This window comes from Streptomyces sp. NPDC086023 (genome assembly GCF_044540325.1).
In the GTDB taxonomy this organism is placed as follows: Bacteria; Actinomycetota; Actinomycetes; order Streptomycetales; family Streptomycetaceae; genus Streptomyces.
The window spans coordinates 186,102-212,216 of the sequence record NZ_JBITRX010000012.1 but is presented as its reverse complement, the minus strand read 5'-3'; the positions used below and the strand labels follow the sequence as shown (position 1 = coordinate 212,216).

The 26,115-nt window shown below is 71.6% G+C and carries 23 protein-coding genes, 1 tRNA gene, 1 pseudogene and 1 riboswitch; of the genes and pseudogenes, 7 read left to right on the top strand and 18 right to left on the bottom strand.

The window, feature by feature from the left end; translation table 11 throughout:
• The first annotated feature begins 95 nt into the window (after window positions 1-95).
• The gene (locus ACIF6F_RS24160; RefSeq protein WP_399950205.1) at window positions 96-926 is read left to right on the top strand and encodes a hypothetical protein; all 831 of its coding nucleotides are present in this window, start codon (window positions 96-98) and stop codon (window positions 924-926) included.
• 85 nt (window positions 927-1,011) lie between these two features.
• Here the strand turns inward: ACIF6F_RS24160 and ACIF6F_RS24155 are convergent, their stop codons facing one another.
• Window positions 1,012-1,332, bottom strand: coding sequence for a hypothetical protein (locus ACIF6F_RS24155; RefSeq protein ID WP_399950022.1), 321 nt, complete (start codon window positions 1,330-1,332; stop codon window positions 1,012-1,014).
• Between the two features lie 103 nt (window positions 1,333-1,435).
• Here ACIF6F_RS24155 and ACIF6F_RS24150 point away from each other — a divergent pair, with 103 nt between their 5' ends.
• Window positions 1,436-1,666 carry a DUF4287 domain-containing protein gene (locus ACIF6F_RS24150; RefSeq protein ID WP_399950019.1) on the top strand — a complete coding sequence of 77 codons (231 nt, stop codon included), beginning with the start codon at window positions 1,436-1,438 and terminating at the stop codon, window positions 1,664-1,666.
• 111 nt (window positions 1,667-1,777) lie between these two features.
• On the opposite strand, the gene ACIF6F_RS24145 is transcribed toward ACIF6F_RS24150, so the two are convergent.
• From ACIF6F_RS24145 to ACIF6F_RS24130, 4 genes are all read right to left on the bottom strand, one after another.
• Window positions 1,778-2,629: a Bax inhibitor-1/YccA family protein gene (locus tag ACIF6F_RS24145; protein ID WP_399950016.1), complete on the bottom strand. Its 852-nt coding sequence runs from the start codon at window positions 2,627-2,629 to the stop codon at window positions 1,778-1,780.
• 117 nt (window positions 2,630-2,746) lie between these two features.
• Window positions 2,747-4,996: an FG-GAP repeat domain-containing protein gene (locus ACIF6F_RS24140; RefSeq protein ID WP_399950013.1), complete on the bottom strand. Its 2,250-nt coding sequence runs from the start codon at window positions 4,994-4,996 to the stop codon at window positions 2,747-2,749.
• A 255-nt stretch (window positions 4,997-5,251) separates the two neighbouring features.
• A complete protein-coding gene (locus ACIF6F_RS24135; protein WP_399950010.1) occupies window positions 5,252-6,421 on the bottom strand; it encodes a hypothetical protein in 1,170 nt (389 codons plus the stop codon).
• A 244-nt stretch (window positions 6,422-6,665) separates the two neighbouring features.
• Window positions 6,666-6,748: transfer RNA gene (locus ACIF6F_RS24130), tRNA-Leu, on the bottom strand.
• Window positions 6,749-7,161: 413 nt separating this feature from the next.
• Here ACIF6F_RS24130 and ACIF6F_RS24125 point away from each other — a divergent pair.
• The 3 genes and pseudogenes from ACIF6F_RS24125 to ACIF6F_RS24115 all read left to right on the top strand — a co-directional run.
• Window positions 7,162-7,923, top strand: coding sequence for an ABC transporter ATP-binding protein (locus ACIF6F_RS24125; RefSeq protein WP_399950202.1), 762 nt, complete (start codon window positions 7,162-7,164; stop codon window positions 7,921-7,923).
• A 56-nt stretch (window positions 7,924-7,979) separates the two neighbouring features.
• Window positions 7,980-10,526, top strand: coding sequence for an ABC transporter permease (locus tag ACIF6F_RS24120; protein WP_399950007.1), 2,547 nt, complete (start codon window positions 7,980-7,982; stop codon window positions 10,524-10,526).
• 139 nt (window positions 10,527-10,665) lie between these two features.
• Window positions 10,666-11,682: pseudogene (locus ACIF6F_RS24115) on the top strand (PQQ-binding-like beta-propeller repeat protein); the annotation flags it as partial.
• A 152-nt stretch (window positions 11,683-11,834) separates the two neighbouring features.
• Here ACIF6F_RS24115 and ACIF6F_RS24110 read toward each other — a convergent pair.
• From ACIF6F_RS24110 to ACIF6F_RS24050, 13 genes are all read right to left on the bottom strand, one after another.
• Complete coding sequence (locus tag ACIF6F_RS24110) at window positions 11,835-13,121, bottom strand: class I SAM-dependent methyltransferase (protein WP_399950005.1); 1,287 nt, start codon at window positions 13,119-13,121, stop codon at window positions 11,835-11,837.
• A gap of 172 nt (window positions 13,122-13,293) precedes the next feature.
• Window positions 13,294-14,679 carry an NAD(P)/FAD-dependent oxidoreductase gene (locus ACIF6F_RS24105; RefSeq protein ID WP_399950002.1) on the bottom strand — a complete coding sequence of 462 codons (1,386 nt, stop codon included), beginning with the start codon at window positions 14,677-14,679 and terminating at the stop codon, window positions 13,294-13,296.
• Window positions 14,680-15,038: 359 nt separating this feature from the next.
• Window positions 15,039-15,980 (bottom strand): exopolyphosphatase, encoded by a 942-nt coding sequence (locus tag ACIF6F_RS24100; protein ID WP_399949999.1) that lies wholly within the window; start codon window positions 15,978-15,980, stop codon window positions 15,039-15,041.
• Window positions 15,977-16,540, bottom strand: coding sequence for a DUF501 domain-containing protein (locus ACIF6F_RS24095; protein WP_399949996.1), 564 nt, complete (start codon window positions 16,538-16,540; stop codon window positions 15,977-15,979). The genes ACIF6F_RS24100 and ACIF6F_RS24095 overlap by 4 nt, the downstream gene beginning before the upstream one ends.
• Window positions 16,541-16,648: 108 nt before the next feature.
• Window positions 16,649-17,125, bottom strand: coding sequence for a septum formation initiator family protein (locus ACIF6F_RS24090; protein WP_399949993.1), 477 nt, complete (start codon window positions 17,123-17,125; stop codon window positions 16,649-16,651).
• A 101-nt stretch (window positions 17,126-17,226) separates the two neighbouring features.
• A complete protein-coding gene (gene eno / locus ACIF6F_RS24085) occupies window positions 17,227-18,513 on the bottom strand; it encodes a phosphopyruvate hydratase (protein ID WP_399949990.1) in 1,287 nt (428 codons plus the stop codon).
• 357 nt (window positions 18,514-18,870) lie between these two features.
• The gene (locus ACIF6F_RS24080) at window positions 18,871-19,554 is read right to left on the bottom strand and encodes a transglycosylase family protein (RefSeq protein ID WP_399949987.1); all 684 of its coding nucleotides are present in this window, start codon (window positions 19,552-19,554) and stop codon (window positions 18,871-18,873) included.
• 5 nt (window positions 19,555-19,559) lie between these two features.
• Window positions 19,560-19,732, bottom strand: a riboswitch (cyclic di-AMP (ydaO/yuaA leader).
• Between the two features lie 288 nt (window positions 19,733-20,020).
• Window positions 20,021-21,073 carry a transglycosylase family protein gene (locus ACIF6F_RS24075; RefSeq protein ID WP_399949984.1) on the bottom strand — a complete coding sequence of 351 codons (1,053 nt, stop codon included), beginning with the start codon at window positions 21,071-21,073 and terminating at the stop codon, window positions 20,021-20,023.
• Window positions 21,074-21,189: 116 nt separating this feature from the next.
• The gene (locus tag ACIF6F_RS24070) at window positions 21,190-22,452 is read right to left on the bottom strand and encodes a cytochrome P450 (RefSeq protein WP_399949981.1); all 1,263 of its coding nucleotides are present in this window, start codon (window positions 22,450-22,452) and stop codon (window positions 21,190-21,192) included.
• 329 nt (window positions 22,453-22,781) lie between these two features.
• A complete protein-coding gene (locus ACIF6F_RS24065; RefSeq protein WP_399949978.1) occupies window positions 22,782-22,994 on the bottom strand; it encodes a hypothetical protein in 213 nt (70 codons plus the stop codon).
• A gap of 82 nt (window positions 22,995-23,076) precedes the next feature.
• Window positions 23,077-23,634, bottom strand: coding sequence for a DUF6879 family protein (locus tag ACIF6F_RS24060; RefSeq protein WP_399949976.1), 558 nt, complete (start codon window positions 23,632-23,634; stop codon window positions 23,077-23,079).
• Window positions 23,618-23,839, bottom strand: coding sequence for a hypothetical protein (locus ACIF6F_RS24055; RefSeq protein WP_399949973.1), 222 nt, complete (start codon window positions 23,837-23,839; stop codon window positions 23,618-23,620). Before ACIF6F_RS24055 ends, ACIF6F_RS24060 begins: the two co-directional genes overlap by 17 nt.
• A 145-nt stretch (window positions 23,840-23,984) precedes the next feature.
• Window positions 23,985-24,512, bottom strand: a complete 528-nt coding sequence (locus ACIF6F_RS24050; protein ID WP_399949970.1) for an ATP-binding protein — start codon at window positions 24,510-24,512, stop codon at window positions 23,985-23,987.
• 317 nt (window positions 24,513-24,829) lie between these two features.
• On the opposite strand from ACIF6F_RS24050, the gene ACIF6F_RS24045 reads away from it, so the two are divergent.
• Both ACIF6F_RS24045 and ACIF6F_RS24040 read left to right on the top strand, forming a co-directional pair.
• The gene (locus ACIF6F_RS24045; RefSeq protein ID WP_399949968.1) at window positions 24,830-25,681 is read left to right on the top strand and encodes a helix-turn-helix domain-containing protein; all 852 of its coding nucleotides are present in this window, start codon (window positions 24,830-24,832) and stop codon (window positions 25,679-25,681) included.
• A gap of 11 nt (window positions 25,682-25,692) precedes the next feature.
• Entirely contained in the window at window positions 25,693-25,896 is a 204-nt protein-coding gene (locus ACIF6F_RS24040; protein WP_399949966.1) for a hypothetical protein, read from the top strand.
• Window positions 25,897-26,115: the final 219 nt, after the last annotated feature.

Here is a 26,115-nt window from a genome sequence, read left to right as displayed (position 1 = left end):
GTGACGTAATGCACTGCACGCCATTCCCAGGTCGATACAAGCTGATGTAGGAAGTCGGGGGATCGGAACACATCAGGAGTTAGTCAGTGAGCGCCATGTCTCTTGCCCTGCTGCTGACCACGGCCGCTGCCACGGCCGTGGGCGCTGCTGCGCTGCACGCCGTCCACGGTCTGCGCAAGCAGGTCACCGCCCTCCGCAGCGAGCTCGCGGCCCCGCACCCGCGCGGCACGACCGTCCCGCACGCCCGCGCCGCCGCCGACAGCCCGGCCGCCGAAATACGAGCCGCCGTCGCCGAGGCCCTGGCCGAGGAGCGCGAGCGCGAGCTGGCCGAGGCGCGCGCCTTCTGGGCCGCGCAGGAGGCCCGTGACGCCGCGGACGCCGCGCCGCGCTTCGCCGGTGACGCCTCCGCGTCGCTGCTGGGCGGGCTCCCCGGACTGGGCGAGGACGGCCCGGTCTTCCTGCCCCGTCAGGCGGACCTGGTGGGCCTGGAGCCGCTGCTGGACGAGCCGGCCGACCCCGAGTACCCCGAGGACTCGCCCGAGCTGGCCGCGGCCCGCCGCCGGCACCCCTCGCACCCCGACTTCGTACCGGTCCAGGCCACGCCGGGCGCCGACCACGAGCGCACCGTCAGCCGCCTTGAGGAGCTCGCGGAGGCCCGTACCGCGCTCGCGGACGTCCGCCCCGGCCCGCTGGGCACGCTCGACGTGTACGTGTTCACCGACGGCACCACGCTCTGCATGACCCCGGGCCACCGGGAGACGGCGGAGCGGCTCGCCGAGGCGCTGCGCTCGGGCACGGCTCCGGTGCTGCTGGGCGGGTCCGGCATCTCCGGCGCGTACGCCCTGACGTTCTCGTGCGGCGGCGACGCCGAGAACCCGGAGGACAACGTCTACATCCTGGCGGACCGCGTCATCGCCTCGCTGTAGCGGCGGCGCCGGCGCCGCCGCCACAGCGGCGAGCGGCGAGCGGCACCCCGGGCGGAGCGCCCGGGCCGGCGGCCGCCCCGGGCGGTCACCCCAGGGCCCGCGCCTCCGCCTCCACGACCAGCCGAACGGCCTCGTCCAGCACCATGGACGGGGCCGTTTCCGCTGTGCGCAGCGCCTCGGCCAGATCCCGCCCCGCCACGGACAGCTGATCGCCCACCACGAAGATCCCGGCGTCGGGCAGCTCGCGCGGCTCCAGCCCCTCCAGCTCCAGCGCACGGGCGGCCAGTTGCCTGGCCACGGCCAGTCCCTCGGCGGCCGCGCCGCGCTGGAGGCGGCTCTGCGGGGCGGCCCTGAGCCGGTCGGCGAAACGTTCCACGGCAGTGGTCAGAGGTGAGGTATCGAGCACGCGGCGACCCTACGCGGCCGCCCGGCAGTGTTGCCAACAGCCGAATGCTCGGGCACCGTGGCGTGAAGAGAACCAGGCACGTCCCATGCGTCCGGAGGCGCCCATGTCCCAAGAGTTCTCCGAGGAAACCCACCGGAACATGCTCTCCCGTATCCCCGAGGCAACCGGTCGTGATCTCTCCGACTGGCTCCGCGCCGTCGACGAAGGCCCCTCACTCGTACGCTTCGAGGAGAAGGTCGACTGGCTCCGCGGTCAGCACCCGCTGTCGTACGGCCAGGCGAAGGCGATCATCCACGAGTACGACCTGCGCCGGGCCGCCCGGAAGCTGGGCTAGCCGAAAGGACTCCCTCAGTCCCACCCACCCCCTCACATACGGGAAGCCCCCCGCGAGCAGTGCTCGCGGGGGGCTTCCCGTATGCGCCGGTCCACCGGACCGGTCCCGGGACTAGTCGTCGCCGGAGAGGATCTGGAACAGCCGCAGCAGCTCCAGGTAGATCCACACCAGGGTCATGGTGAGGCCGAAGGCGGCCAGCCAGGACTCCTCGCGCGGGGCGCCGTAGGTCACACCGTCCTCGACCTGCTTGAAGTCCAGGGCCAGGAACGCGGCACCCAGGAGGACGCCGACGATGCCGAAGACGATGCCGAGGCCACCGGAACGGAAGCCGAGGCCGTCACCGCCGCCGAAGAGCATGAACAGCGAGTTGGCGACCATCAGCAGGACGAAGCCCAGCGCGGCGGCCATCACGAAGCCGTAGAAGCGGCGGGTCACGCGGATCCAGCGCATCTTGTACGCGAAGAGCACGGCCGCGAACACGCACATGGTGCCGAGCACGGCCTGGATGACCACGCCGGAGGAGATGTACGTGCTGGTCGCGGCGCTGATGACGCCGAGGAACACGCCCTCGAACGCGGCGTAGCCCAGGATCAGCGCGGGCGACGGCTTGCGCTTGAAGGACTGCACCATCGCGAGGACGAACGCGACGAGGGCGGCGACCACGGCGATGCCGTACGACTTGTTGATGTTCGCCGGGTCGACCGGCAGCAGGACCCAGGACAGGACGGCGGTCAGGATGACCGTGCCGAGCGTCATGGCCGTACGGCTCACGACGTCGTCGATGGTCATCACGCTGCCGCGCGCGGGCGCCTGCGGCAGCCCCGTCTGCGGGTCCGCGGCATAGGGGTTGGTCGCGTACGGGTTGGTCGCGGTCCCGGCCTGCACCTGCTGCGCGTCAAAGCCCGCGTAGCCGTTGTCGCGGCTGAACCCCCGTCGCGAGAAGACCGGGTTGCTGCTCCTCATCTCACTCCTCCATGGCCACCGAGCGCGGCCTTGCGTCAAGAGTAATGCGTTAGCAAAGAATCCACCCTACTGCTCAGGGAGGATCTTTTCCTGCCAGCAGTGGGGGGCGGATTTCGGTCAGAGCACGGTGTTGTAACCCTCGTGCATCAGGACCCAGGTCGCCTTCCGAGGGGTGAACGGCGCCCGCCAGTCACCTGTTCCCCGGTAGACGTAGCCGCCGCTCGCACCCGGGGTTCGGGCCATCACGTCGGCCTTCCCGTCGGCGTTGACGTCGCCGAGAGGCACGAGGGTCGCGTACGCACTCCACCCCGCACCGACCTTCACGCGCGAGGCGAAGGTGCCGTCGCCCTTGCCGAGGTACAGCCAGAGCACGCCGTCCTTGTCGCGCGCCACCAGGTCGCCCGCGGAGGCACCGGCGACGTTGCCGACCGAGGTCAGCTGGTTGTACGCGTTCCAGCCTGTGCCCACCTTCCTGCGGGAGGCGAACGGCGCCTTCCAGTCGCCGGTGCCCCGGTGCAGCCAGAGGGTGCCGGAGCCGTCGCGGGCCAGGAGGTCGGCCCGGCCGTCGCCGGTGACGTCCCCGCCGCCGGTGAGCTGCGTGTAGCCGCCCCAGCCGGAGCTGATCCGCACACGGCTGGAGAAGGTGCCGTCGCCGTTGCCCAGGTACAGCCAGAGCACACCGGAGCCGTCACGGGCCACGAGGTCGCCGGTCTTCCGGCCACCGAGGTTCCCGGCCGCCGCGATCCTGTTGTACGTCTGCCAGCCGGAGCCGATGTACTTCCGGGGCCGGGAGCCGAAGTCGGCGTACTGGCGGCCGTACCAGGTGTCCTCACGCCACAGACGGCCGCCGGCGTCCCTGGCGAGCAGGTCCGGCGAGGCGTTGTCGGTGTAGTCGTGCGGGCCGGGCTTGCGGACCACCTTGAACGTCCCGCCGACGGAGAGCGCGGGGCCGATCCCGTTCTGCGGGGTGCTGCGAACCCACCACGTGTAGTCCCCGGCGGGGGCGGACAGTCCCTGCCCGCCCGCTTGGAGCAGTCCGTCCCAGTTCCACTCGATCCAGTTCGCGCCGTTGGGGTAATTGGTGTCGGGGCCGAGGAAGGCTTCGGCGCCCGTGGCGACGTGCCGGATCGTCACGCCGATCTGGGTGCCCCGCCAGCGCGAGAGGTACCAGCGCGGGCGCCACGCCTCGCGGTCGATGTCGGCGACCGGGGGCACCTCCGAGTCGAGCAGGGTGATCTTCGTCGGCTCGCCCGTGCTCGCCACCAGCCGCACCGTGGGCGTGCCGTCGGCCGCGGCGGTGATCCGGTAGACGCCCTCTCCCTGGGCCAGGGTTCCGCCCAGCGCCAGGACGGAGCCGTCCGGGGCGGGGATGAGGGAGGTGGCGTGGTCGAGCACCTTGTGGCCGGCGCCGCCCTTGACCGGGAACGCCCTCAAGGCGCAGTCCCCGCTCCACTCGTCGCCGCCGCTCAGCGGGGCATCGGCGCCGTAGACGACCGCTCCGCCGGTGACGGCGACGACCTGGCTGCCGACGTTCGGCGGCTCGAGCGCGGTCCACCGGGCGGCTGCCCGGTCCCAGACCCGCAGGGTGCCCTCCCTGTCCTCGTAGTCGACCGCCGCCACCGCGATGTGCCCGTCTGACGCGGCGAGGTGCTGCTCGTCCCCCGTCTTCCGGACGGACTTCTCCACGCGGCCCGTCGTGACGTCGACGACCGCGGTGTAGGTCGATTCCGTGCCCGTGGAGGTCCGGAGGTCGTAGTCCATGTACGCGCGGCCGGCTCCGAGCGGGCGTACGCCGCCCCGCGCACGGGCGCCGGCGGGCAGTGCCACCCTGCGCTCCGTCAGGACCCCGTTGGCTGTGCTCAGCAGACGCATTTCCGGGGCCTCGGTACCGAACTGCTTCCAGGCCACGACGACCCGGCCGACCGCACCGGCGTACATGTACTCCCGGCTGCCCCGCGGCGCCTTGGGGAACTCGATCACGTCGGAGGTGCCGGCGGCCATGTCCCGCAGCGTGACGGAGGTCGCGATGTGCGTGTACGGGTTGTCGGGCACGGCCACGACGTCAGAGGCACCGCCGTAGGTCTTCGGTGCCGCACCCCAGTCGTACTCGGTCGTCCCGACCCTGGTGGCCGCACCGTCCGCATACCGCGTCCAGACGAGGTTCTCCTGGCGGTCGACTGAAAGGAAGCCCGTCGTGCCCGCGCTGAGAACCACCGAGCCCGGCGCCAGCTTCACCACAGCCGTCGTCTCGGAACCGGCCGCCGAGGACGCCGCGGCGACCGGCACGGCCGCGAACGGCGCCCCGGTCGCCGCCAGGGCCGCGGCGACGGCGGTCGCGAGCAACGGGCGGGAAAGTCGGCGGGGCATCGGCCCTCCAGGGGAACGGCGGTACACGGCAGGAGGGCGCGGAGGTCCGCTGCCGGGTAGTGCCGCGCGGCGGAAGCACGGGGAAACGGAGAAGGCGAACAGATCGAGCCGGCCCCCCTTTGTTCGATCCAGGCGGATCATAACCACGGCACCGGGGCCCTCGACCAGCGGATTCCCGCCCCGCGCGAGCGTGGTGGCGGCAGCCGGGACGCGCGCCCCGGCGGTGGTCGCCCGGGCGCGCGTCCGCGGCGGCGGTCAGGCGACCGCGTTGTACGGCGGGGAGAAGAGGACGGCCGTGCCGGTCGGTTCGCCCGTGGTGGCCACCTTGGTCACCGTGGGCGCGCCGGGCGCGGCCGGGGAGATGCGGTAGACACCCTCGCCGCCCGCGAGGGTGCCGCCCATGGCGAGCACCGAGCCGTCGGGGGCCGGGGTGAAGGAGGTGGCGTGGTCGAGCACGGTGCGGGAGGCGCCGCCGGTCATTGGCATGGCCTTGATCGCGAGGTCGCTCGGCTCACCGCCGTGCTCCAGGTCCACGCGAGAGCCGTAGACCACCGTGTCGCCGGCCAGGGCGATCCCCGCGCTCCAGAGCCTCGGCACCTGGATCCGCTCCACCTTGCCGGAACCGCGGGCGGCGACCGCCAGGGTGGTCGCCGCCTCCGAGGTCCCGTCCTCGACCCAGACGGCGTGGGTGGCCGACAGGGCCGTGCCCCCGGGCGAGGGGTAGAAGCCGACGCGTTCGAAGGTGTGCGTGACCGCCGCGTCGCCCAGGTCGACCACCGCGTAGTGGTAGCGCGTGGCCGGCCCGTCGCCCAGGCGGTACTCGAAGAGCGCGGCGCCCGGGGCGACGCTCTCCAGACTGATCCCCCACGCGCCGGCGGGCAGTCCGGTGACCGTGCGGTCGGAGCGCGCGCCGGCGCCCGAGCCGGGCTCCACCAGGTGCACCTCCTGGGCCTGGACGCCGATGTTCCTGCGGGCCACCAGCAGGGAGCCCACGGTGCCCAGGTACTGGTCGAGGCCGTGGGTGCCGAGCCTCAGCGGCTCGGCGGCGGTGCCGGTGGCCATGTCCTTCAGCGTCACGGTCTTGGACATGCCGGTCCACGGGTTGTCGCCCGTGGCCACTGTGTCGGAGAGGGCGCCGTGGTACTGGTGATGGGCGGACTGGCTGCCGTCCTGGGCCACCTTGACGGGCTGCCCGCCCGAGTAGCCGTTCCAGTAGACGTCGTAGGACGGCTCGATGCTCAGGAAGCCGGTCGGGCCCGCGCTGACGACATGGGAGCGGGAGGCGATCTTCGGCAGGTCTGCCTCGGCAGCGACTCCGGAGCCCGTCGAGCCCGAGGAGGGCACGGCCGCCGGCGCCGCGAAGGCCGGCAGGGCCGCCGGCGGTGCGGCGGCCGCAGCGAGTCCGACGGCCACGGCGGTGGCCAACAGCCGTCTGGATGCGCGGTGATGGGACAAGGGGATCCCCCGGTTACTGAGTGGTGGTACACGGTCGGGTGTACGGACTCGCGACGGGGCGCGGGGGTGGTACGCGACGGAGGGGGAAACCGGCGGGAGCCGGCGCGAAAACCGGGGCGCGCCCCGGTTCGCGCCGGGAAGCGGAATCCGACGCCACCCCCGCGCCCCGGGGGCCCGGAACCGCCGGCACGGCCGGCGGGGACGCGAAGGTGAGTGCCCGGAGCCGGACTTGAACCGGCACGGCCGCGTAGGCCAGCGAGGTTTAAGCTCGCCGTGTCTGCATTCCACCATCCGGGCAAGACGTCGGGCTCCGCGAAAAGCCTTGAACGCAGTGGTGAGCCTAACCGGAACAGTCCTCCCTTCAGGCGAAGATCATCCCGATGTTGTCTGATTTTATTGACGCTTGAGGGACCGTCAGGCGTGAGAACGCACGGTCCGGACCATGCGCGCCCGGCCCCCGCCCGCGATCGGAATGACGGGATTTCGACGGCACCGCGCCACCCCGGGCCACCCCCCGGGGCGGACCGCCGCGAGGGGGACGGACCGCTTCCGCCGTCATACCAAAGGAGGACCCGGCGCCCATCCCGGTAAGACTCCGGTGGACCCCGGAACGAGCTTGGCGGCTGATCCCCCGCGCGCTTTCCCCGGTGACGATGGAAAGGTCCCGCAGACCGCGTACCGAGCCCCGACTGGAGCACCTCGTGACCACCATGAACCTCGCCCCCCAGACCACCGCCGTGGCCGCCCGCGCCACGGAACTGTCGAAGGTCTACGGGCAGGGCGAGACCCAGGTGGTCGCCCTGGACCGGGTCTCCGTGGAGTTCGGGCGCGGCCAGTTCACCGCGATCATGGGCCCCTCGGGCTCCGGCAAGTCCACGCTGATGCACTGCGTCGCGGGCCTGGACACCTTCACCAGCGGCTCGGTGCGCATCGGCGACACCGAGCTGGGCTCGCTGAAGGACAAGCAGCTCACCCAGCTCCGCCGGGACAAGATCGGCTTCATCTTCCAGGCGTTCAACCTGCTGCCGACGCTCACCGCCCTGGAGAACATCACGCTCCCCATGGACATCGCCGGCCGCAAGGCCGACAAGCAGTGGCTGGAGAACGTGATCCAGATGGTCGGCCTGTCCGGCCGCCTCTCCCACCGCCCCACCCAGCTCTCCGGCGGCCAGCAGCAGCGCGTCGCGGTCGCCCGCGCCCTGGCCTCCCGCCCCGAGATCATCTTCGGTGACGAGCCCACCGGAAACCTCGACTCCCGCTCCGGCGCCGAGGTCCTGGGCTTCCTGCGCAACTCCGTGCGCGAGCTGGGCCAGACCGTCGTGATGGTCACCCACGACCCGGTCGCCGCGTCCTACGCCGACCGCGTCATCTTCCTCGCCGACGGCCGCATCGTCGACGAGATGTACCGCCCCAGCGCCGACGGCGTACTGGACCGCATGAAGGCGTTCGACGCCAAGGGCCGTACCAGCTGAGGCCCTGCCCAGCCCCGATCCGCCTCAGCCCCCCGAGACTTCTGGACTCCTCCACCATGTTCCGTACAGCCCTGCGCAACATCCTCGCGCACAAGGCCAGGCTGCTGATGACGGTCCTCGCCGTCACCCTCGGCGTCGCCTTCGTCGCCGGCACCCTCGTCTTCACCGACACCCTGGGCAAGGCGCTCTCCAGCCAGTCCGCCAAGAGCTTCAAGGACGTCGCCGTCTCCGTCACCTCGTACGGGCAGGTCCGCGACGACAACGGCAAGCTGGAGGGCGACCCGGGCATCAGCCAGCGCACCCTCGACAAGGTCGCGGCCCTCGACGGCGTCGCGAGCGTCTCGGGACGCGTCTCCGGCTTCGCCGGCGTCGGCGACCGGAACGGCAAGCTGATCGGCACCGGCTGGTCCAACCGCGGCTCCAACTTCGACCCCGCGGGCGACGGCAAGGACCCCCGCTACGACTTCACCGAGGGCGGCGGCCCGGCCGGCGCCGGCCAGGTCGCCCTCGACAAGGCCAGCGCCGAGACCGGCAAGTACGAGGTCGGCGACCGGATCCGCGTCGCCACCAACGGCCCGGTGAAGGAGTACACCCTCTCCGGCGTCTTCACCACCGAGGACGGCGCGGTCAACGCCGGCGGCAGCCTGGTGCTGTTCCACACCTCCGTCGCCCAGAAGCTGTACCTCAAGCCCGGCTTCTACGACGAGCTGTCCGTGGCCGCCAAGCCCGGCGTCTCCGCCGACCGGCTGCTCGGCGAGGTCAAGCCGCTGGTCGACGGCAAGGGCACCGAGGTCAAGACCGGCGCCGAGCTGGCCCGTGACCAGGCCATGTCCATCGAGCGCGAGATGAGCGGCATGAGCACCATGCTGCTGGTCTTCGCCCTGATCTCGCTCTTCGTCGGCATCTTCCTGATCTACAACACCTTCACCATGCTGGTCGCCCAGCGCACGAAGGAGCTGGCCCTGCTGCGCGCCGTCGGCGCCAAGCGCGGCCAGGTGATGCGCTCCGTGCTCGCCGAGGCCTCCCTGATCGGCCTGGTCTCCGCCCTCTTCGGCCTGGTCAGCGGCGTCGGCCTCGCGGTCGGCATGCGCTCCGTCATGGACTCCCTCGGCGCCAGGATCCCGGCCGGCCCGCTGGTCGTGGCCCCCGCCACCATCGTCTGGGCCCTGGTCATCGGCGTCCTCGTGACCACCCTCTCCGCCCTGCTGCCCGCCTGGCGCACCGGCCGGATCCCCCCGGTCGCCGCGATGGGCAGCGCCCACCTGCCGTCGACCGCCAAGTCGCTGCTGGTCCGCAACATCTTCGGCATCGTGCTGAGCGTGGCCGGCATCGCCCTGGTCTTCCTCGGCGTCTCCACCGGCGGCGAGAACGGCCGCTACACCATCGGCGCCGGCGCCTTCCTGATCCTCCTCGGCCTGATCGTCCTGCTGCCGCTGCTGTCCCGTCCGGTCATCGCAGCCGTACGCCCGCTGCTGCAGCGCGTGTTCGGGGTGCCCGGCAAGCTGGCCGCGCAGAACGCCGTACGCAACCCCCGCCGCACCGCCGTGACCGCCGCCTCCCTCGCGATCGGCCTCACCCTGGTCACCACCCTCTCCGTGATCGGCATCACGATGGGCAAGGCCGTGGACCGGATGAGCACGGACAAGATCAAGGCCGACTACAAGGTCTCCATGGCCGGCGGCGGCAACCTCGACAAGTCCGTGGCCGAGACCCTGGCCAAGGCCCCCGGCATCAAGGCCGTCTCCCAGCAGACCGCCGGAACGCTCTACTTCGGCAACGACTTCCACGCCGCCTCCGGCGTCAACCCGGCCGGCATCGGCGAGCTGCTCAACATCGACGTGGTCAGCGGCTCGCTGAGCAGCCTGGGCCGTGGCGAGGTCGCGGTCGCCGAGAAGACGGCGAAGTCCCAGGGCCTGTCCGTCGGTTCGACGATCAAGGCGAAGTTCGACGACGGGAAGAAGGCGGACCTCCGGGTCGGCGCCGTCTACAAGGACATGGAGGGCCTGCTGTCGCCCTTCGTCATCGACGACAAGGTGCTGAGCGCGCACAGCGACCACCCGTACATCCCCGAGGTGTACGTGAGCACCGGCGGCGAGTCCGACGCCAACCAGCAGAAGGTCGTGGACGCGCTCGGCAAGAACCCGGCGCTGACCATCGCCACCCAGACCGACATGCGCAACGAGATGGGCGGCATCGTCAACCTGGCGCTGAACATCATGTACGGCCTGCTCGGCATGGCCCTGATCATCTCGGTGCTCGGCGTCGTCAACACCCTGGCCATGTCCGTCTTCGAGCGGACGCAGGAGATCGGCATGCTGCGGGCGATCGGCCTCGACCGGAGCCGGGTCAAGAACATGATCCGCCTGGAGGCCGTGGTGATCTCCCTCTTCGGCGCCGTCCTGGGCATCGTGGTGGGCGTGTTCCTCGCCTGGGCGGTGGGCAGCACCTTCGCCGACCAGGTGCCGGGCTACGAGCTGGTCCTGCCGTTCGACCGCATCGGGCTCTTCCTGGCCCTGGCCGGTGTGGTCGGCGTGCTGGCGGCGATGTGGCCGGCGCGCAGCGCCGCGCGGCTGAACATGCTGACGGCCATCAAGACGGAGTAGCCGCCCGGCGGTTACGGGCCACGGGGAAGGGCCCCGGCGACTTCGTGTCGCCGGGGCCCTTCCCCGTAACCGTGGACCGCGGGGCGGCCCTGGCCTACGCTGACCGTCGTTCCAAGATCGAACGGCCGGGGGGCGCACGATGTCGGGGAGCAGGCTCGCGAAGGTGCTGACGACGACGGTCGTCACTCTGGCGGTGATCGGGTCCGTCACCGCATGGATCCTGTCGTACAACGGCTACCTGCCGGGCGACGCCGTGGTGCGGACCTGGGCGACCGCGAAGGACCGGCCCGCCGACGGCGCCAACGAGCGGTGGATCGTCGGCGACGTGGCAGTCCGGGGCCGGTTCGACGCCGTGACGGGCTACGGCATCGCCGACGGGCAGGACGGCAGGAAGCTCTGGGAGTACGTGCCGCCCGGCCGCACCCGGATCTGCGGGAGCGCGACCCACGCGGACGCTTCGGTGCTGCTCGTCGCGTACGGGGAGGAGGGCGGCGGAGTCGCCGAACCCGCCCCGCGGGGAAAGGGCTGCACGACCGTCCTGGCGCTCGACGTGAAGGACGGGCGGGAGCTGTGGACCACCGGGCGGAAGGCCGCGACCGGCCGGCTCGGCGGAGGCGGCGGGTTCCTGGACGCGGGCGGCGACATCGCCGTGGTCGCCCACCACCACCGGACCCCGCTGATGGGACGGGCCAAGGACGACCACACCTCCCTGCGCGCCCTCGACCTGCGTACGGGCAAGCCCCGCTGGACGGCGGCCCTGCCCGGCGGGTGCGGCCCGGAGCTGGTTTCCGTCGGCAAGGAGCAGGTCTTCGCCGTCCTGGACTGCGGCGGCGAAGAGGGCGACGAGCTGGGCATCGGCAGCACCGACGGCGCCGAGCTGACGATGGCGGCCTTCGACCGCGGCACCGGCGCGCTGAAGTGGAACGTCCCCCTCGACGCCCGGCGTCCCGTGGACCTGCGCGCCAAGGTGCGCATCGAGTCGACCGACCCCCTGGTACTCGCCGTCGGACGCTCCGGGAGGTTGGACGAGGCCACGTTCATCTCCTTCGGCCAGGACGGGCGGCCGCGGCCGGGCATCGCCTTCAGCGGCGGCGACGACAAGATCGACCTGACCGACGCCGCCCAGACGGCCATCGTCGGCGAGCGGATGTACGCGCTGACGGCGAGGACGGGGAGGAACTCGACGAGCGCCGGTTCCGCGACGACGTGCCCGGCGCCGACTTCTTCGAGCACCGGGGGCGGATCATCGTCGCCGGGTCGGGCGGCGACCGTCCCTTCACCGCCTTCGAGCGGTGGTGACGGCCCGGCTCAGGTCCACTCGCGGGTGCGGAGGGGGAAGGACGAGTCGCCGGTCGGTGAGGTGCGGACGGCGAGGATCTGGTTGACGCCCAGGTGGTTGCGTTCGAAGCCGAGGGCCGAGGCGGCCATGTAGAGGCGCCAGACGCGGGCGCGGCCCGGCGAGGTGAGCCGGACGGCCCGCTCCCAGTGCTCCTCCAGGTTCCGCACCCAGGCCCGCAGCGTCAGGGCGTAGTGCTCCCGGATCGACTCCACGTCCCGGACCTCGAAGCCGGCGCGCTCCAGCTCGGTGACGGTGCTGCCCAGCGGGGACAGCTCGCCGTCGGGGAACACGTACGCGTCGATGAACTCGTCGATCCGGTACGCCGATTCGTCCTGCTCCGGCGGCCTGGCGATCTGGTGGTTCAGCAGGCGCCCGCCCGGGTGCAGCAGTCCGTACAGCGTGCGCGCGTACTCGCGGTAGCGCTCGGAGCCCACGTGCTCGGCCATGCCGATCGACGAAATCGCGTCGTACGGGCCGTCCCTGACGTCGCGGTAGTCCTGGACCCGGACCTCCACCCGGTCGGCCAGGCCCTCCTCGGCGACCCTCTTGAGGGCGTACGCGGCCTGTTCCCGCGAGAGGGTGACGCCGGTGACCCGGGCCCCGTACTCGCGGGCGGCGTGCAGGGCCATGGAGCCCCAGCCGCAGCCGACGTCGAGGAGCCGGTCGCCCTCGCGCAGGCCGAGCTTGCGGCAGACGAGGTCGAGCTTCTCGTGCTGGGCCTCCTCCAGGGTGCCGTCCTCGCGCCAGTAGGCGCAGGAGTACACCATCGACGGGCCGAGCACCCGCTCGTAGAACTCGTTGCCCACGTCGTAGTGGTGACTGATCGCCTGCTGGTCGCGGCGCCTGGTGTGCAGGGGGCCCGCGCGGCGTACCGATTCCTCGGGCGGCGGGGCGGGCGCCGGCCAGGGCCCGGCCATCGCGGCCAGGGAGCGCAGGGCGCTGCGGACCTTCGGGTCGCGCAGCGAGGCTCCGGTGCGCAGCCCCGGCTCGCGCTCCCAGAGCAGTCCGGCGAGCGCGTCCAGCAGTTCGTAGAGGTCGCCGTCCACGTCCAGCTCGCCGGCGACCCAGCCGCGGGCCAGTCCCAGCTCGCCCGGCTTCCACAGCAGCCGGCGCAGGGCCCGCCGGTGCCTGACCACGAGCACCGGGGCGTCGGGCGGGCCGGCCTCGCTGCCGTCCCAGGCGCGGATCCGGAGGGGCAGGGGGGCGCCGAGAAGAACTCCGGCGAGCTTGGTCAGCCGCTGCGCGGCGTCGGACATGGCACACCTCCCGAGGGATTACCCATCAGGATCGCGTACCCGCGGAGCCGGCCGAACATGCCCTTCCGGTTCCGTACGGAGGAACCGGAAGGGCGCTCGGGCGGCGCCGTCCCGGCACGCCGAAGGGGCCGCCCGCACCACGGATGGCAGGCGGCCCCTTCGAGGGTCGTGCTTAGGAGGCCTTGGCCTTCTCGGCCGGGGCGGCGGCGGCAGCCGGCGCCGGGGCCGGCTTGGCCGCCTCGTAGAACTCCTCGCGCGGGGTCTCCATGGCACCCAGGGAGACGACCTCGCGCTTCAGGAACATCGCCAGGGTCCAGTCGGCGAAGACGCGGATCTTGCGGTTCCAGGTCGGGACGGCCATGCCGTGGTAGCCACGGTGCATGTACCAGGCGAGACGACCGCGGAGCTTGATCTTCATCTTGCCCATGACGATCATCGCGACGCCCTTGTGCAGGCCGAGACCCGCGACCGCGCCCTTGTTGGCGTGGCTGTACTCCTTCTGCGGGAAGCCCCGCATGCCGGAGACCACGTTGTCGCCGAGGACCTTGGCCTGGCGCAGCGCGTGCTGGGCGTTCGGCGGGCACCAGGCGTTCTCGACGCCGGCCTTGCGGGCGGCGAGGTCCGGGACCTGGGCGTTGTCGCCGGCGGCCCAGATGTAGTCGCTGCCCTGGACCTGGAGGGTCGGGGCGGTGTCGACGTGGCCGCGCGGGCCGAGCGGCAGGCCGTAGCGGGCCAGCGCCGGGTTCGGCTTCACACCGGCGGTCCAGACGATCGTGTTGGAGTCGACCTCAAGGCCGTTCTTCAGCACGACGTGGCCGTCGACGCAGGAGTCCATGGAGGTCGAGAGGTAGATCTCGATGCCACGGCCCTCAAGGTGCTCCTTGCCCCACTTGCCGAGCTCGGGCCCGACCTCGGGGAGGATCTTGTCCGCGGCGTCGACCAGGATGAAGCGCATGTCCTCGCGCTTCACGTTGGTGTAGTACTTCGCGGCGTCGCGGGCCATGTCCTCGACCTCGCCGATGGTCTCGGCGCCGGCGAAGCCGCCGCCGACGAAGACGAAGGTCAGCGCCTTGCGGCGGACGTTCTCATCGGTGGTCGAGTCGGCCTTGTCGAGCTGCTCGAGGACGTGGTTGCGCAGGCCGATGGCCTCCTCGACGCCCTTCATGCCGATGCCCTGCTCGGCGAGGCCGGGGATCGGGAAGGTACGGGAGACGGCGCCGAGCGCGACGACGAGGTAGTCGAAGGGCAGCTCGTAGGCCTCGCCGACGAGCGGCGCGACCATGGCGACCTTGCGGTCCTGGTCGATGCTGGTGACGCGGCCGGTGAGGACCTCGGCCCCACGCACGACGCGCCGCAGCGGGACGACGACGTGGCGCGGCGAGATGCTGCCGGCGGCGGCTTCGGGCAGGAAGGGCTGGTAGGTCATGTACGACCGCGGGTCGACGACCGTGACGGTCGCCTCGGCGTAGCGCATCTTCTTGAGAATGCGCCGAGCCGCGTACAGGCCTACGTACCCACCGCCTACTACGAGGATCCTGGGACGCTCCGTGGTGCTCATGCCATCGAGTATCCAGCACCCGCTAGGGGGATGCTCGTGAGGGCCTTCACAAGGAGAGAGAAGGGCTCTGCTACACTGCGCGGCCCACGTGACCGAGGTCATGGCGCGATACGGGAACCAGGGTGTACGGCGAGACGTTGACACCCCCGCTGAACTGGCCCGCAGGCGTCCAGGAGGACTGGACCACGGGATTCGTCGATACATCCGATACGGATCCCGCAGCCGCTGCACATCACACGAAACGGGCCTGTCGGCCGCCGACACCCCGCGAAGGGCCTTTCCCGGCGGCCAACAGGCCCTTTTTCCTTGTGAAGAACTTCACGAAGTTCGTGTGGACGGGAGGCCGAAGGGCCCCCGGCCTAGGCGATCGAGAAGGCGATACCGTCCAGAATGTCGTGTTCGCTCACCACGACCTCGGAGGCGCCCACGCGCTCCATGACGGCCAGCAGCACCAGGCTCCCCGCGGCGATGACGTCCACCCGGCCGGGGTGCATGACGCCGATCGCGGCGCGCTCGGCGTGCGTCGAGCCGATCATCCGCTCGCAGATCTCTCGAACCTGCTCGTAGGAGACCACCGCGTGGTGGATCGCCTCGGAGTCGTACTCCGCCAGCCCCAGCGCGATGCCGGCGACGGTGGTCACCGAGCCGGCCAGGCCGACCAGCGTACGGGCCTCGGCCAGCGGGACGGTCTCGGCGGCCAGGTCCAGCGCGGCCTCGATGTCCGCCCGCATGGCGGCCACCTGGGCCTCCGTGGGCGGGTCGGTGATCTCGCCGTCGTGGACCAGGTGGCGCTCGGTCATCCGGACGCAGCCGACGTCCACGGAGCGGGCGGCGCGCACGTGCTCCTCGCCGACCACGAACTCCGTCGAGCCGCCGCCGATGTCCACCACCAGGTACGGCTTCGCCAGGTCGGGACGGGCGGCCAGCTCCTTGGTCGCGCCGGTGAAGGAGAACTCCGCCTCCTGGTCACCGGTGATCACCTCGGGCTCGACGCCCAGGATCCCCAGCACACCGGCCACGAACTCGTCGCGGTTCTCCGCGTCGCGCGAGGCCGAGGTGGCCACGAAGCGGATCCGCTCGGCGCCCAGCTCCTTGATGACGGCCGCGTACTCGCGGCAGGCCGCGAAGGTCCGCTCCAGCGCCTCCGGCGCCAGGCGGCCGGTCTTGTCGACGCCCTGGCCCAGCCGGACGATGACCATCCGGCGGTCCAGCTCGGTCAGTTCGCCGGTCTCCCGGTCGCAGTCCGCGACCAGCAGGCGGATGGAGTTCGTACCGCAGTCGATCGCCGCCACGCGGGTCATGCGGACTCCTCCTTCTCGTCCTGCTCGCCCGTCTCGTCCTTCTCGGTGCAAGGGGTCACGCAGGGACCCTTCGCCCACCACTCGGGCAGCATCGCGATCGCCTCGTCGCCCAGCGGGTTCACGCCGGGGCCGGCTGCCAGCGAGTGGCCGACCAGCACGTGCAGGCACTTCACGCGGTCGGGCATGCCGCCGGCGCTCGGGAAGCCCTCCAGCACGTCGATCGCGTCGCGGCGCGCGATGTAGTCCTCGTGCGCGGCGCGGTAGGCGGCGGCCAGCTCCGGGTCGGTGCCGAGCCGGGCCTGCATCTCCTTCATCACGCCGTTGGCCTCCAGGGTGCCGATGGCGGAGGCGGCGCGCGGGCAGGTCAGGTAGTACAGCGTCGGGAACGGCGTGCCGTCGGGCAGCCGCGGAGCCGTCTCGACCACGTCGGGCTGACCGCAGGGGCAGCGGTGGGCGATGGCGCGCAGACCGCGCGGCGGGCGGCCCAGCTGCTCCTTGAACGCGGCGACGTCCGCGTCCGTGGGCTCGGTCCGGTCGGTCTGGGGCGGGGGCGTGTCCATGCCTGGGATGCGTCTCTTCGTTCGTGTGCTGTTGTGGGCGGTACGTCAGTCGGGCTGTACGTCGGTGGGACGGTGCGTCAGTGGGCGGTGCGTCAGTCGGGCGGCGCGTCAATCCTCGTCCGGGCGGTCGGCCTTGTCGACGCCGTCCCAGACGTTGGAGTACCAGGGTCGGTCGGCCGCGCCCTCGTCTGCGCTGCGCCGCTCCTCGGCCTCCGGGTCGATCACGGTGTAGCCGATCTCCCCGGGCCGGACGTAGTGCAGGTGCCGGCGGGCCTGCTGCTCGACGTACGCCGGGTCCTGCCAGCGTGCCTTCTCGTCGCGGAGTTCCTCCAGGCGCTGCCGCGCCCGGTCGGCCTCCCGCTGCTGCTCCGCGATCTCCGAGCGCTGGGATACGTACTGGCGCATCGGATACGCGAGGGCGACGACCAGGGTACAGAGGACGAGCACGAGCAGCGCCGCGCGGCCGGTGAGGCGGCTGCGCCGGACCTGCCGGCGGGACTGGGAGCGGTAGACGTGGGCCGCGGTCCGCTCGCCGAGCGCCTTCAGCCTGGTCGCGGTGGAGAACCGATCCCGGTTCCCGGCCATGTCCCGCCTCCCCTGATAAGCACGTACGTCCCCGCACACGGTACGGGACCGAGTGCGGGGACGTACGGAGGCTCAGGGCGCTGTCAGCCGGTTCGGCCGGGTCAGCCCTTGAAGCGCGGGAACGCGCTGCGGCCCGCGTACACCGCCGCGTCGTCGAGGATCTCCTCGATGCGCAGCAGCTGGTTGTACTTGGCGACGCGGTCCGAGCGGGCCGGGGCGCCGGTCTTGATCTGACCGCAGTTCACGGCGACGGCGAGGTCGGCGATGGTGACGTCCTCGGTCTCGCCGGAGCGGTGCGACATCATGCACTTGAAGCCGTTGCGCTGGGCCATCTCGACGGCGTCGAGGGTCTCGGTGAGCGAACCGATCTGGTTCACCTTCACGAGCAGGGCGTTGGCCGAGCCCTCCTCGATGCCGCGGGCGAGGCGCTCGGGGTTGGTGACGAACAGGTCGTCGCCGACGATCTGGACGCGGGAGCCCAGCTTGTCGGTGATGACCTTCCAGCCGGCCCAGTCGTCCTCGAACAGCGGGTCCTCGATGGAGACCAGCGGGTAGGCGTCGACGAGGCCCTCGTAGTACTCGGTCATCTCGGCGGCCGAGCGGGACTGGCCCTCGAACTCGTACTTGCCGTCCTTGTAGAACTCGGACGCGGCGACGTCGAGCGCGAGCGCGATGTCCTTGCCCGGGGTGTAGCCGGCCTGCTTGATGGCCTCGACGATGAGGTCGAGCGCGGCGCGGTTCGACTCCAGGTTCGGGGCGAAGCCGCCCTCGTCGCCCAGGCCGGTGGAGAGGCCCTTGGAGTGCAGGACCTTCTTGAGGGTGTGGTAGACCTCGGCACCCCAGCGGAGGGCCTCGGAGAAGGACTCGGCGCCGATCGGCGCGATCATGAACTCCTGGATGTCGACGTTGGAGTCGGCGTGCGAGCCACCGTTGAGGATGTTCATCATCGGAACGGGCAGCAGGTGCGCGTTCGGGCCGCCGAGGTAGCGGAACAGCGGCAGGTCCGAGGCCTCGGACGCGGCGTGGGCCACGGCCAGGGAGACGCCCAGGATGGCGTTGGCGCCGAGGGAGCCCTTGTTGTCGGTGGCGTCCAGGTCGAACATGGCCTGGTCGATCAGGCGCTGCTCGGTGGCGTCGTAGCCGACGAGCTCCGGGCCGATCTGCTCGATGACGGCCAGGACGGCCTTCTCGACACCCTTGCCCATGTAGCGGTTGGGGTCACCGTCACGGAGCTCGATGGCCTCGAAGGCACCGGTGGAGGCGCCGGACGGAACGGCAGCACGGCCGGTGCTGCCGTCGTCGAGGCCCACCTCGACCTCGACCGTGGGGTTGCCTCGGGAGTCCAGGATTTCCCGGGCTACGACGACGTCGATGGACGGCACGAGCATCTCCTTCTGGGATGTGACGCTAGATGTGCGGTGGCGTGGGGGGCCGTGGGACCGGCCCTCGCCGCCTAGAGCCTAACCCCGTCGGGGGCGTCGGCCGCTCGACCGCCCGGGTCCTGGGACGAAAAAGGGACCGAATACCCGTCTTCCAGGACATAGACCCCTGATCAAACGAGCACAGGGGCTCCCAAAGGGGCTCCCGGAGGGGGTTACCGGAGGGTCGGGTGCCAGAGGGCAGAGGGGTTCTCCGGAGGGTCGGCGGCCGGAGAAAGGGGAACGCCCGCCCGGCGCATCGGGGGGAGGACGCGCCGGGCGGGCGTGGCTACTGCCGGGCCGGGACTACTCCCGTACCGGAGCCGTTCAGGAGAGCTTCAGCATCTGGCCCGGGTAGATCAGGTCGGCATCGGTGACGATGTCCTTGTTGAGCTCGAAGAGCTTCTCCCAGCCGCCCTTGACGTTCTGGGCGTCGGCGATGGTGCCGAGGGTGTCGCCGGCCTTCACCTCGTAGGAGCCGTTGCCCTTCTTGAAGCCGGTGGCCGGGGCCGCGGGCTTCGGGGCGGCGGTGGTGCGCTCGGAGCGGGTGGTCGGAGCCTGCTGCGTGCGGGTCTCCGTCGTCTTCTTCTTGGCCTTCTTCTTGACCGGGGCGGACTCGCCCGAGCCGCCGCCGCTGTACTTGGCGCCGGAGAGGCCGACACCGCAGCTCGGCCAGGCGCCCTTGCCCTGACCGGCCAGCACCTTCTCGGCGATGGCTATCTGCTGGGACTTGCTGGCCTGGTTGGCCTGCGGGGCGTAGGCGGTGCCGCCGTACGCAGCCCAGGTGGAGGGGGAGAACTGCAGGCCGCCGTAGTAGCCGTTGCCGGTGTTGATGGACCAGTTGCCACCGGACTCGCACTGCGCGACGCGGTCCCACTCGGAGGCGGTGGCGGCGCTGGCGGTGCCCGCGACCATCAGCGGGGCGGCGACGGCCGCGCCGGTCACGCCGACGAGGGTGACGATGCGGGTGGCCTTGGACGCACGGCGGTGCTTGCCCTTGGAAAGCAGCATTGGAGGCTTCTCCTCACCGACGCCTACGAGGTGAGCTGTCGGGTTCGGGCGTAGTGAGTTGCCCGGCCTCGCGTCCTAGCGCGTGGCTTCACCCCAAGCCGTTCCGTGACCGTCTTTCAACGGCCGGGCCCGGCACAAACCTTGGGTCCCCCGCTCCTGCCTTCGGCGCTTGCGCGACGACTGTTTCCCCCGTCCGCCGGCAGGACTCGGCGATGCGGTCGAAGGAGCCCGCGGTGGCGAGCGGTTCAGACCGTAGACAGACCGCTCCCCGATGTTCAAGGCAGGACATCGGGGAGAAACGGCCCGTACTTGCGCACCGGGAACCGGCGTTTGCGCAGGTGAGAAGGGGCGGTAGCCGAGCTTCCGGGCGGGACACGCCAGTTGACGGCCTGAGACTCATGTCTCACTGACGCCAGACTTACACGAATCCGGACATTGCCCGCTTTAACGGATGCCCGAAGTGCCCCTAGTTCTGGCTTAGGTCGAGGTTCTGACCGGGCTTGATGAGGTCCGCGTCATCGCCGATGACCTGCTCGTTGGCCTTGTACAGCGCGGCCCAGCCACCCTTGAGGCCCTTCGCGTCCGCGATGCCGGAGAGGCTGTCGCCGGACTTGACGATGTACGTGGACTCCCCGGCGCCCTCGGGAGTGACACCGGTACCCGACCCGGCGTCAGGAGCGAGCGGGTCGAGGGTCAGGGCGTGACGTCCCGTTCCGTCCGTTTCGCCCGACACGTCCCCTGACGTCTCGTCGGCCGCGTTGCCGCGGTGCCTGCCGGGGCCGGGGGTGGCCGACCCGTCGGTGGCCCCGGGGGTCGCACCCGGGGTGGCCCCGTCGGTCGCGCCGGGCGTGCCCGGGGTGCCGGTGGCGCCCGGCGTGGTGGGCGCGCCCGTGCCGGGGGCCGTGGGGGTGCCGGGGGTCGCGGTGCCGGGGGTGGCTCCGGGGGTGATGGTGGCGCCCGGGGTGGCGGTGCCCGAGGGGGTGCCGGCGGTCGGCGGTGCCGGAGTGCGCGTCACGGGGGGCGCGGGGGTCTTCGTACCCGTACCGGCCTCCTCGGTGGCGCCTGAGCCCTCGTCGGGGCGCACGGGCGCGGGGGTGACCGGCTTCGGCTTGCCGAGGCCGTCGTCCACGTCGGCCTTGGGGCCGGTCTTGGTGAGCCCGGCGGGGGCCGCGCAGAGCGGCCAGGCCCCGGGGCCCTTCTCGGCGAGCACCCGCTCGGCGACGGCTATCTGCTGCGAGCGGCTGGCGAGGTCGGCGCGCGGGGCGTACTCCTGGCCGCCGGCCTCCTTCCACAGCTCCTGGGTGAACTGCAGCCCGCCGTAGAAGCCGTTGTTGAGGTCGGCACTCCAGGTGCCGCCGCTCTCGCACTCGGCGACCTTGTCCCACGTGGCGGCGTCGGCGGCGCTGGCGTTGGTGGCGGCGAGCAGCGGCAGCGCCAGTGCGGAGCCGGTGACGCCCGCCGTGACGACGAGCGCAGGGGCCTGACGGGGGCGCCGGTGACGGCCGTTCCCGGAACGCATGAGGTGGACCTTTCGCGTGGCGGCAAAGGAAGTGACGGCGAACCTAGCGGGGTTCGAACGGATGTCACAAGTCGATGATGCGCAGATCACGTTGAGGTCACGAAAGTGAGGAATGCTCAATTCCGTTGTTTGGCGCGGGGGGTGAACTCCACGGGCAGGGTGCGCAGGCCGCGCATGATGAGCCCGCCGCGCCACCGGAGTTCGTCCGGGGCGACGGCAAGTCGCAGGTCCGGCAGCCGGGTCAGCAGGGTGGCGAGCGCGGTCTGCCCTTCGAGGCGGGCGAGCGGGGCGCCGAGGCAGTAGTGGATGCCGTGTCCGTAGCCGAGGTGCTGGTTGTCGGTCCGGGAGAGGTCGAGGGTGTCGGGCCCGTCGAAGCGGGCCGGGTCGCGGTCGGCCGCGGCGAGCACCACGAGTACCGGATCACCTGCGGCGATGTCCTTCCCGCCGAGGGTCAGCGGCTCGGTGGCGAACCGCCAGGTGGCCAGCTCGACGGGGCCGTCGTAGCGCAGCAGCTCCTCGATCCCGGTCTCCAGCAGACCGGTCTCGCCGGCCGCGAGCGAGTCCTGGAGCCGGGCCCGCTCGGCGGGATTCCGAAACAGGGAATACAGCCCATTCCCCATCAGATTGACAGTGGTCTCGAAACCGGCGAAAAGCAGGATGAATGCCATCGCCGCGGCCTCGTTCTCAGTGAGGTGCTCGCCGTGGTCACTTGCCCGGATGAGTCCCGAGATGAGGTCGTCGCCCAGGTCGTCCCGCTTCCGGTGGATCAGTTCCACCAGGTAGCCCCTCATCTTCTTGACCGACCGGGCCACCCCGCCGCGGGGTCCGCCGCCGTGGCGGATCATCATCCCGGCCCAGTCGCGGAAGTCGTCCTGGTCCTCGCGCGGCACGCCGAGCATCTCGCAGATGGCGTAGATGGGGAGCGGGAAGGCGAACTCGTGGATGAGGTCCGCCTCCCCCTTCTCCGCGAAGCCGTCGATGAGGTGGTCGGTCAGCTCCTGCACCCGCGGCGTGAACTCCGCCACACGGCGCGGCGTGAACGCCTTCGAGACCAGCCTGCGCAGCCTGGTGTGGTCCGGCGGGTCGATGTTGAGGAGGTGCGTCATCAGCTCGGCCTTGCGCTCGCCGGGGATGCCGGTCTTCCCCTTGGCGTGCGCCGGCTCCGCGTGGTGCGCCGGGTTCTTGCTGAGCCGCTGGTCCGCGAGGGCCTGCCGGGCGTCGGCGTACCGGGTGACGAGCCAGGCCTCGACCCCGCTGGGCAGCGCGGTGCGGTGCACGGGCGAGTGCTCCCGCAGCCAGGCGTACGCCGGGTACGGATCGGTGGCGAACTGCCAGTCGAAGAGGGTGGGCGGGGAATCGGGCGCGGCCTGGTCGTGCATACGGCCGACCCTAGCCGTCACCTTGGCAGGTGGCCGCCGCGTGGTGCCGGGTGCCTCCGGCGGTGCCGGGGGTTGGGGTGCCGGGTGCCTCCGGCGGTGCCGGGGGTTGAGGTGCCGGGTGCCTCCGGCGGTGCCGGGGGTTGAGGTGCCGGGTGCCTCCGGCGGTGCCGGGGGTTGAGGTGCCGCCCGGTGGTGCCGGAAGCCCCTGGGAGCCGCCCGGTGGTGCCGGAAAGCCCCCGGGTGCCGGCCGGCGGTGCCCGAAAGCCCCCGGGTGCCGCCCAGCGGTGCCGAAAAGCGCCGTGCCGGCCCGGCCGGCCGGTGCTGCCGGGCTACGCACCGTAAGGCGACGACGTGCGCGGGGCCACCTGTTCGGGCGTCACCCACTCGACCACCAGATCGCCCGTCCACAGTTCGTCGCGGCTGCAGTACGTACCGGGGAAGCGCACGCTCCGCCCGCCGGGCGCGAGCTTCCACTCCTCCCGGCGGAGCTGGACGATCCGTCCGCTCCCGCAGATGTACGCGCGGGAGGCCTGCGCCACCACGCGGCGTGCTCGTCCTGCCGGGCCGCCTCCCGGTTCATGTCCCGCTCCATCTCCCACAGCCGCTCCCAGTGGACGCCGGGCGTCAGGGGCCCGACCACGGCCACCTCCCCGAGCCCCCGAGCGTCGAGCGAGTGCGTCGCGTACCCGAAGACGACCCCGAACATCTCGAAGACGGTGACCCGGCCGGAGCCGGCGACCCCGTCCCTGGCGCCCACCGCCGCCTCAGCAGCAGGGACCGTCGCTGCAACAGGCGGGCTGGTTGCAGTCGGCCGCGGTCCCCCAGAGCGCCTCGTCCACCGCGAACCCGGCGCCCTGAAGCCGCTCCACGACCGAGACCATCAGCCGCCGCGTCCGGACCTTGGAGTTCGGGGCGTGGTGGACGAACCGGCCGAACCGGTCGGCGCACCAGTCCGCGGGTGAGGATGTGGACTCGCCTGACGCTGCCGCCGGTCGCGGCGCGCTTGCGAACCATGCCCGTCCACGAGTCCTCGTACGGCCCTGGGAAGCGGGCCCCCGCCTTGAAGGCGGCGAATCCCTCCGCTTCCTGCGGAACGAGGTACTGGGGCAGAGTTTCGAGCCTCCAGGCTTCTCGCTGAAAAGTCCGGAATTTCGCCGCCCACTCCTCACCATCCAAGAGCACGGACAGCCTCCCTGAGCACCGCTTCGGGGATCTCCACGAGGCCCTCCCCCGCGGGCGGGACGAAAGCGTCCGAGCGATCCCCCTGGACGATGAACGAGCCGGACGCGGTCCGGTAGACATTCGGGCAGTCGCCCTGACCGCAAGGCCCGCCGTTGCCATTGCCGTTCCCGTTGCCGGTGAGCCGCGTCAGTTCTTCACGTGCCACGTGGAGCCCCCTGGCTGCTTGCCTTCTGGCCGTGTTGGGCCGGTCAGGACGACCGTACGGAGCTGTCGCCGTCGGCGCCCATGCGTGGACGCGACTATGCGCGTTGTCGCATAAAGAGGCCCGACCATCCGCAGGCAGGAGACCGTCACGCGCGCCGGACGGGGTGGGCGTAGGTGTGGGTGGGGGTTGTGGGGAGGGTGGCCCAGGTACGGGTGCCGCCGCCCGGTTCGCGGGATTCGCCGAAGCCCCATTGGCCACGGCACTCCCGGACCACCACCGACAGGAGGCGGAGCGCGCTGCGGCGGCGCGCCTCGCAGGCGGCGGCCAGGCGGGGGTGCTCGTGCGGGGCGTGGCCGTCGTAGACCGTGAGGCGGAGCGCGTCGTCGCGCCAGCGGAGCGAGAGGTAGAGGTCCCGGCCCGGGTTCAGGCGCCAGGCCGCGGCCACCATCTCGCCGGTGACCTGCTCGGCCGCCGGGACGAGTCCGTCCAGCCGGTGGGTCAGCAGGGCGAGGCGGACGGTGCCGCGGGCGATGCGGGCGCTGTGGGCTTCCCCGGGGAGGGTGAGGGAGCAGGCCAGCGCGTCGGGTGGGGGTGCGGTCGGGTTCTGCGGCGCGGGCGGAGCGACCGGGCAGCCGGTGAGACGTGCCGGGGCAGGGTGGAAGGGGGTGAGCATCGCGAACTCCCGCGAGTTGGGTACGTGGCGTGGTGGTCAGCGGCGGCGTACGTGACTGAGGGCGTGTGGCGAGGTCGGCGCGCACGGATGGCTTCACGGTGGGTCGGGCTCATGTGTCCCTGGCAGGGCGGGTCGTGGCCTGTCGGCGGGCGCGGACGTGCGCCACCGATGCGCTTCAGCTCCCCTTGCGTGAGCGGTGCGTTACTGACTGTAGGGCATCTATGGCTCTTGTGTCGCCGCGTTCTTGGCACATGAGCCATTTATGGACCCACCGGGGGGTCAGGTAGCAGACTGCCCGGAGCGAGAGAAGGGGCGCGATGTCAGCGAGGACCATCCCGACCTACCGTCGGCAGCGCCTGGGGGCCGAAGTGCGGCGGATCAGGACGGCGGCCGGCATGTCAGCCGAAGAGGCGGCGGCCCTGATGGGCATGGACCGGTCGAAGATCCCCCACATCGAGTCCGGAACGCGGACGATCAACGAGGAGCGCCTGCGGACACTGGCCGCCAACTGCGGCTGCTTCGACGAGGACTACATCGCCGGCCTCGTCTCCATGGCCGCCCGGCTCCGGCGTCACTGGTGGGACGAGTACCGGGGCAAGCTGCCTGCAGGCATGCTCGACATCTCCGAGCTGGAGTGGCACGCCGGCCGCCTGCACACCACCCAGACCGTGCACCTGCCGGGCCTGCTCCAGACCGAGGACTACGCCCGCGCGATCTTCGACTCGTTCCTGCCGAAGCTGTCGCGGCTGGAGGTCGAGTTGCGGGTCGCGCACCGCCAGGAGCGGGGCCAGGTCCTGGCGGGCGACAACCCGACACCGTACGTGGGGTACATCCACGAGGCGGCTCTCCGGATGCAGTTCGGCGGCCGCGCCGTGGCCCGGGCGCAGCTGGAGTACCTGATCGAGCGCGGGCAGGAGCCTCACATCAGCCTGCGCGTGATCTCGTTCGAGCACGGCATCTTCCCCGGTGCCGGACACGCCCTGCTCTACGCCGAGGGACCGGTACCGCAACTGGACACCGCCCAGCTCGACACCGCGCACGGCCCGCACTTCGCCCACGCAGAGGCTCAGCTCGCCCAGTACCGGAGCCACCTGCGGTGGATGGACGAGACGGCGCTCTCCGAGCGGGAGTCGCGGGACTTCATCCACGGCATCGCCAAACAACTCTGAAGGGACGGGCCATGTCACCCGACATCGCATGGGAGGAGCCGTACTGCGGTGCAGGCAACAACTGCTACCGCATCGGCATCGACGCGCTCGGCAACAGCTACATAGCCGTCGCAGGGGCGGAGGACTCCCCCCTGACCGACAGCGTCGAAGCGCTCCGGCAGCTCATCCGGGACATCAAGGCCGGCAAGGCGGACCACCTGTTGGACCAGAGCTAGCCCGCCGCACGGCGTACGCGGCCGGTCTCGCAGATGGCGTAGCCGGCCCCGTACGCCCCCGGCGCTGCAGGGGCACCGACCTGCCGCGGAGCCGAGGCGGCACGCGACCCGGCCACGCGTCGCGGGCGCGGGCCGGCACCCCATATAGCACGGTTCGTCGCGGCTGTCCGCAGATCGGACAGACCTTGACCTGAGGAAGTCTCACATTCCTACTTTCGG

What these genes read in the sequence shown, in the direction of transcription:
- ACIF6F_RS24140 (WP_399950013.1), bottom strand. Translation starts at nt 4,996, where the DNA reads ATGCCCCGCCGACTTTCCCGCCCGTTGCTCGCGACCGCCGTCGCCGCG.
- ACIF6F_RS24125 (WP_399950202.1), top strand. Translation starts at nt 7,162, where the DNA reads ATGAACCTCGCCCCCCAGACCACCGCCGTGGCCGCCCGCGCCACGGAA.
- ACIF6F_RS24070 (WP_399949981.1), bottom strand. Translation starts at nt 22,452, where the DNA reads ATGCACGACCAGGCCGCGCCCGATTCCCCGCCCACCCTCTTCGACTGG.
- ACIF6F_RS24080 (WP_399949987.1), bottom strand. Translation starts at nt 19,554, where the DNA reads ATGCTGCTTTCCAAGGGCAAGCACCGCCGTGCGTCCAAGGCCACCCGC.
- eno (WP_399949990.1), bottom strand. Translation starts at nt 18,513, where the DNA reads ATGCTCGTGCCGTCCATCGACGTCGTCGTAGCCCGGGAAATCCTGGAC.
- ACIF6F_RS24045 (WP_399949968.1), top strand. Translation starts at nt 24,830, where the DNA reads ATGTCAGCGAGGACCATCCCGACCTACCGTCGGCAGCGCCTGGGGGCC.
- ACIF6F_RS24050 (WP_399949970.1), bottom strand. Translation starts at nt 24,512, where the DNA reads ATGCTCACCCCCTTCCACCCTGCCCCGGCACGTCTCACCGGCTGCCCG.
- ACIF6F_RS24040 (WP_399949966.1), top strand. Translation starts at nt 25,693, where the DNA reads ATGTCACCCGACATCGCATGGGAGGAGCCGTACTGCGGTGCAGGCAAC.
- ACIF6F_RS24095 (WP_399949996.1), bottom strand. Translation starts at nt 16,540, where the DNA reads ATGGACACGCCCCCGCCCCAGACCGACCGGACCGAGCCCACGGACGCG.
- ACIF6F_RS24105 (WP_399950002.1), bottom strand. Translation starts at nt 14,679, where the DNA reads ATGAGCACCACGGAGCGTCCCAGGATCCTCGTAGTAGGCGGTGGGTAC.
- ACIF6F_RS24145 (WP_399950016.1), bottom strand. Translation starts at nt 2,629, where the DNA reads ATGAGGAGCAGCAACCCGGTCTTCTCGCGACGGGGGTTCAGCCGCGAC.
- ACIF6F_RS24090 (WP_399949993.1), bottom strand. Translation starts at nt 17,125, where the DNA reads ATGGCCGGGAACCGGGATCGGTTCTCCACCGCGACCAGGCTGAAGGCG.
- ACIF6F_RS24110 (WP_399950005.1), bottom strand. Translation starts at nt 13,121, where the DNA reads ATGTCCGACGCCGCGCAGCGGCTGACCAAGCTCGCCGGAGTTCTTCTC.
- ACIF6F_RS24120 (WP_399950007.1), top strand. Translation starts at nt 7,980, where the DNA reads ATGTTCCGTACAGCCCTGCGCAACATCCTCGCGCACAAGGCCAGGCTG.
- ACIF6F_RS24100 (WP_399949999.1), bottom strand. Translation starts at nt 15,980, where the DNA reads ATGACCCGCGTGGCGGCGATCGACTGCGGTACGAACTCCATCCGCCTG.
- ACIF6F_RS24150 (WP_399950019.1), top strand. Translation starts at nt 1,436, where the DNA reads ATGTCCCAAGAGTTCTCCGAGGAAACCCACCGGAACATGCTCTCCCGT.
- ACIF6F_RS24160 (WP_399950205.1), top strand. Translation starts at nt 96, where the DNA reads ATGTCTCTTGCCCTGCTGCTGACCACGGCCGCTGCCACGGCCGTGGGC.
- ACIF6F_RS24075 (WP_399949984.1), bottom strand. Translation starts at nt 21,073, where the DNA reads ATGCGTTCCGGGAACGGCCGTCACCGGCGCCCCCGTCAGGCCCCTGCG.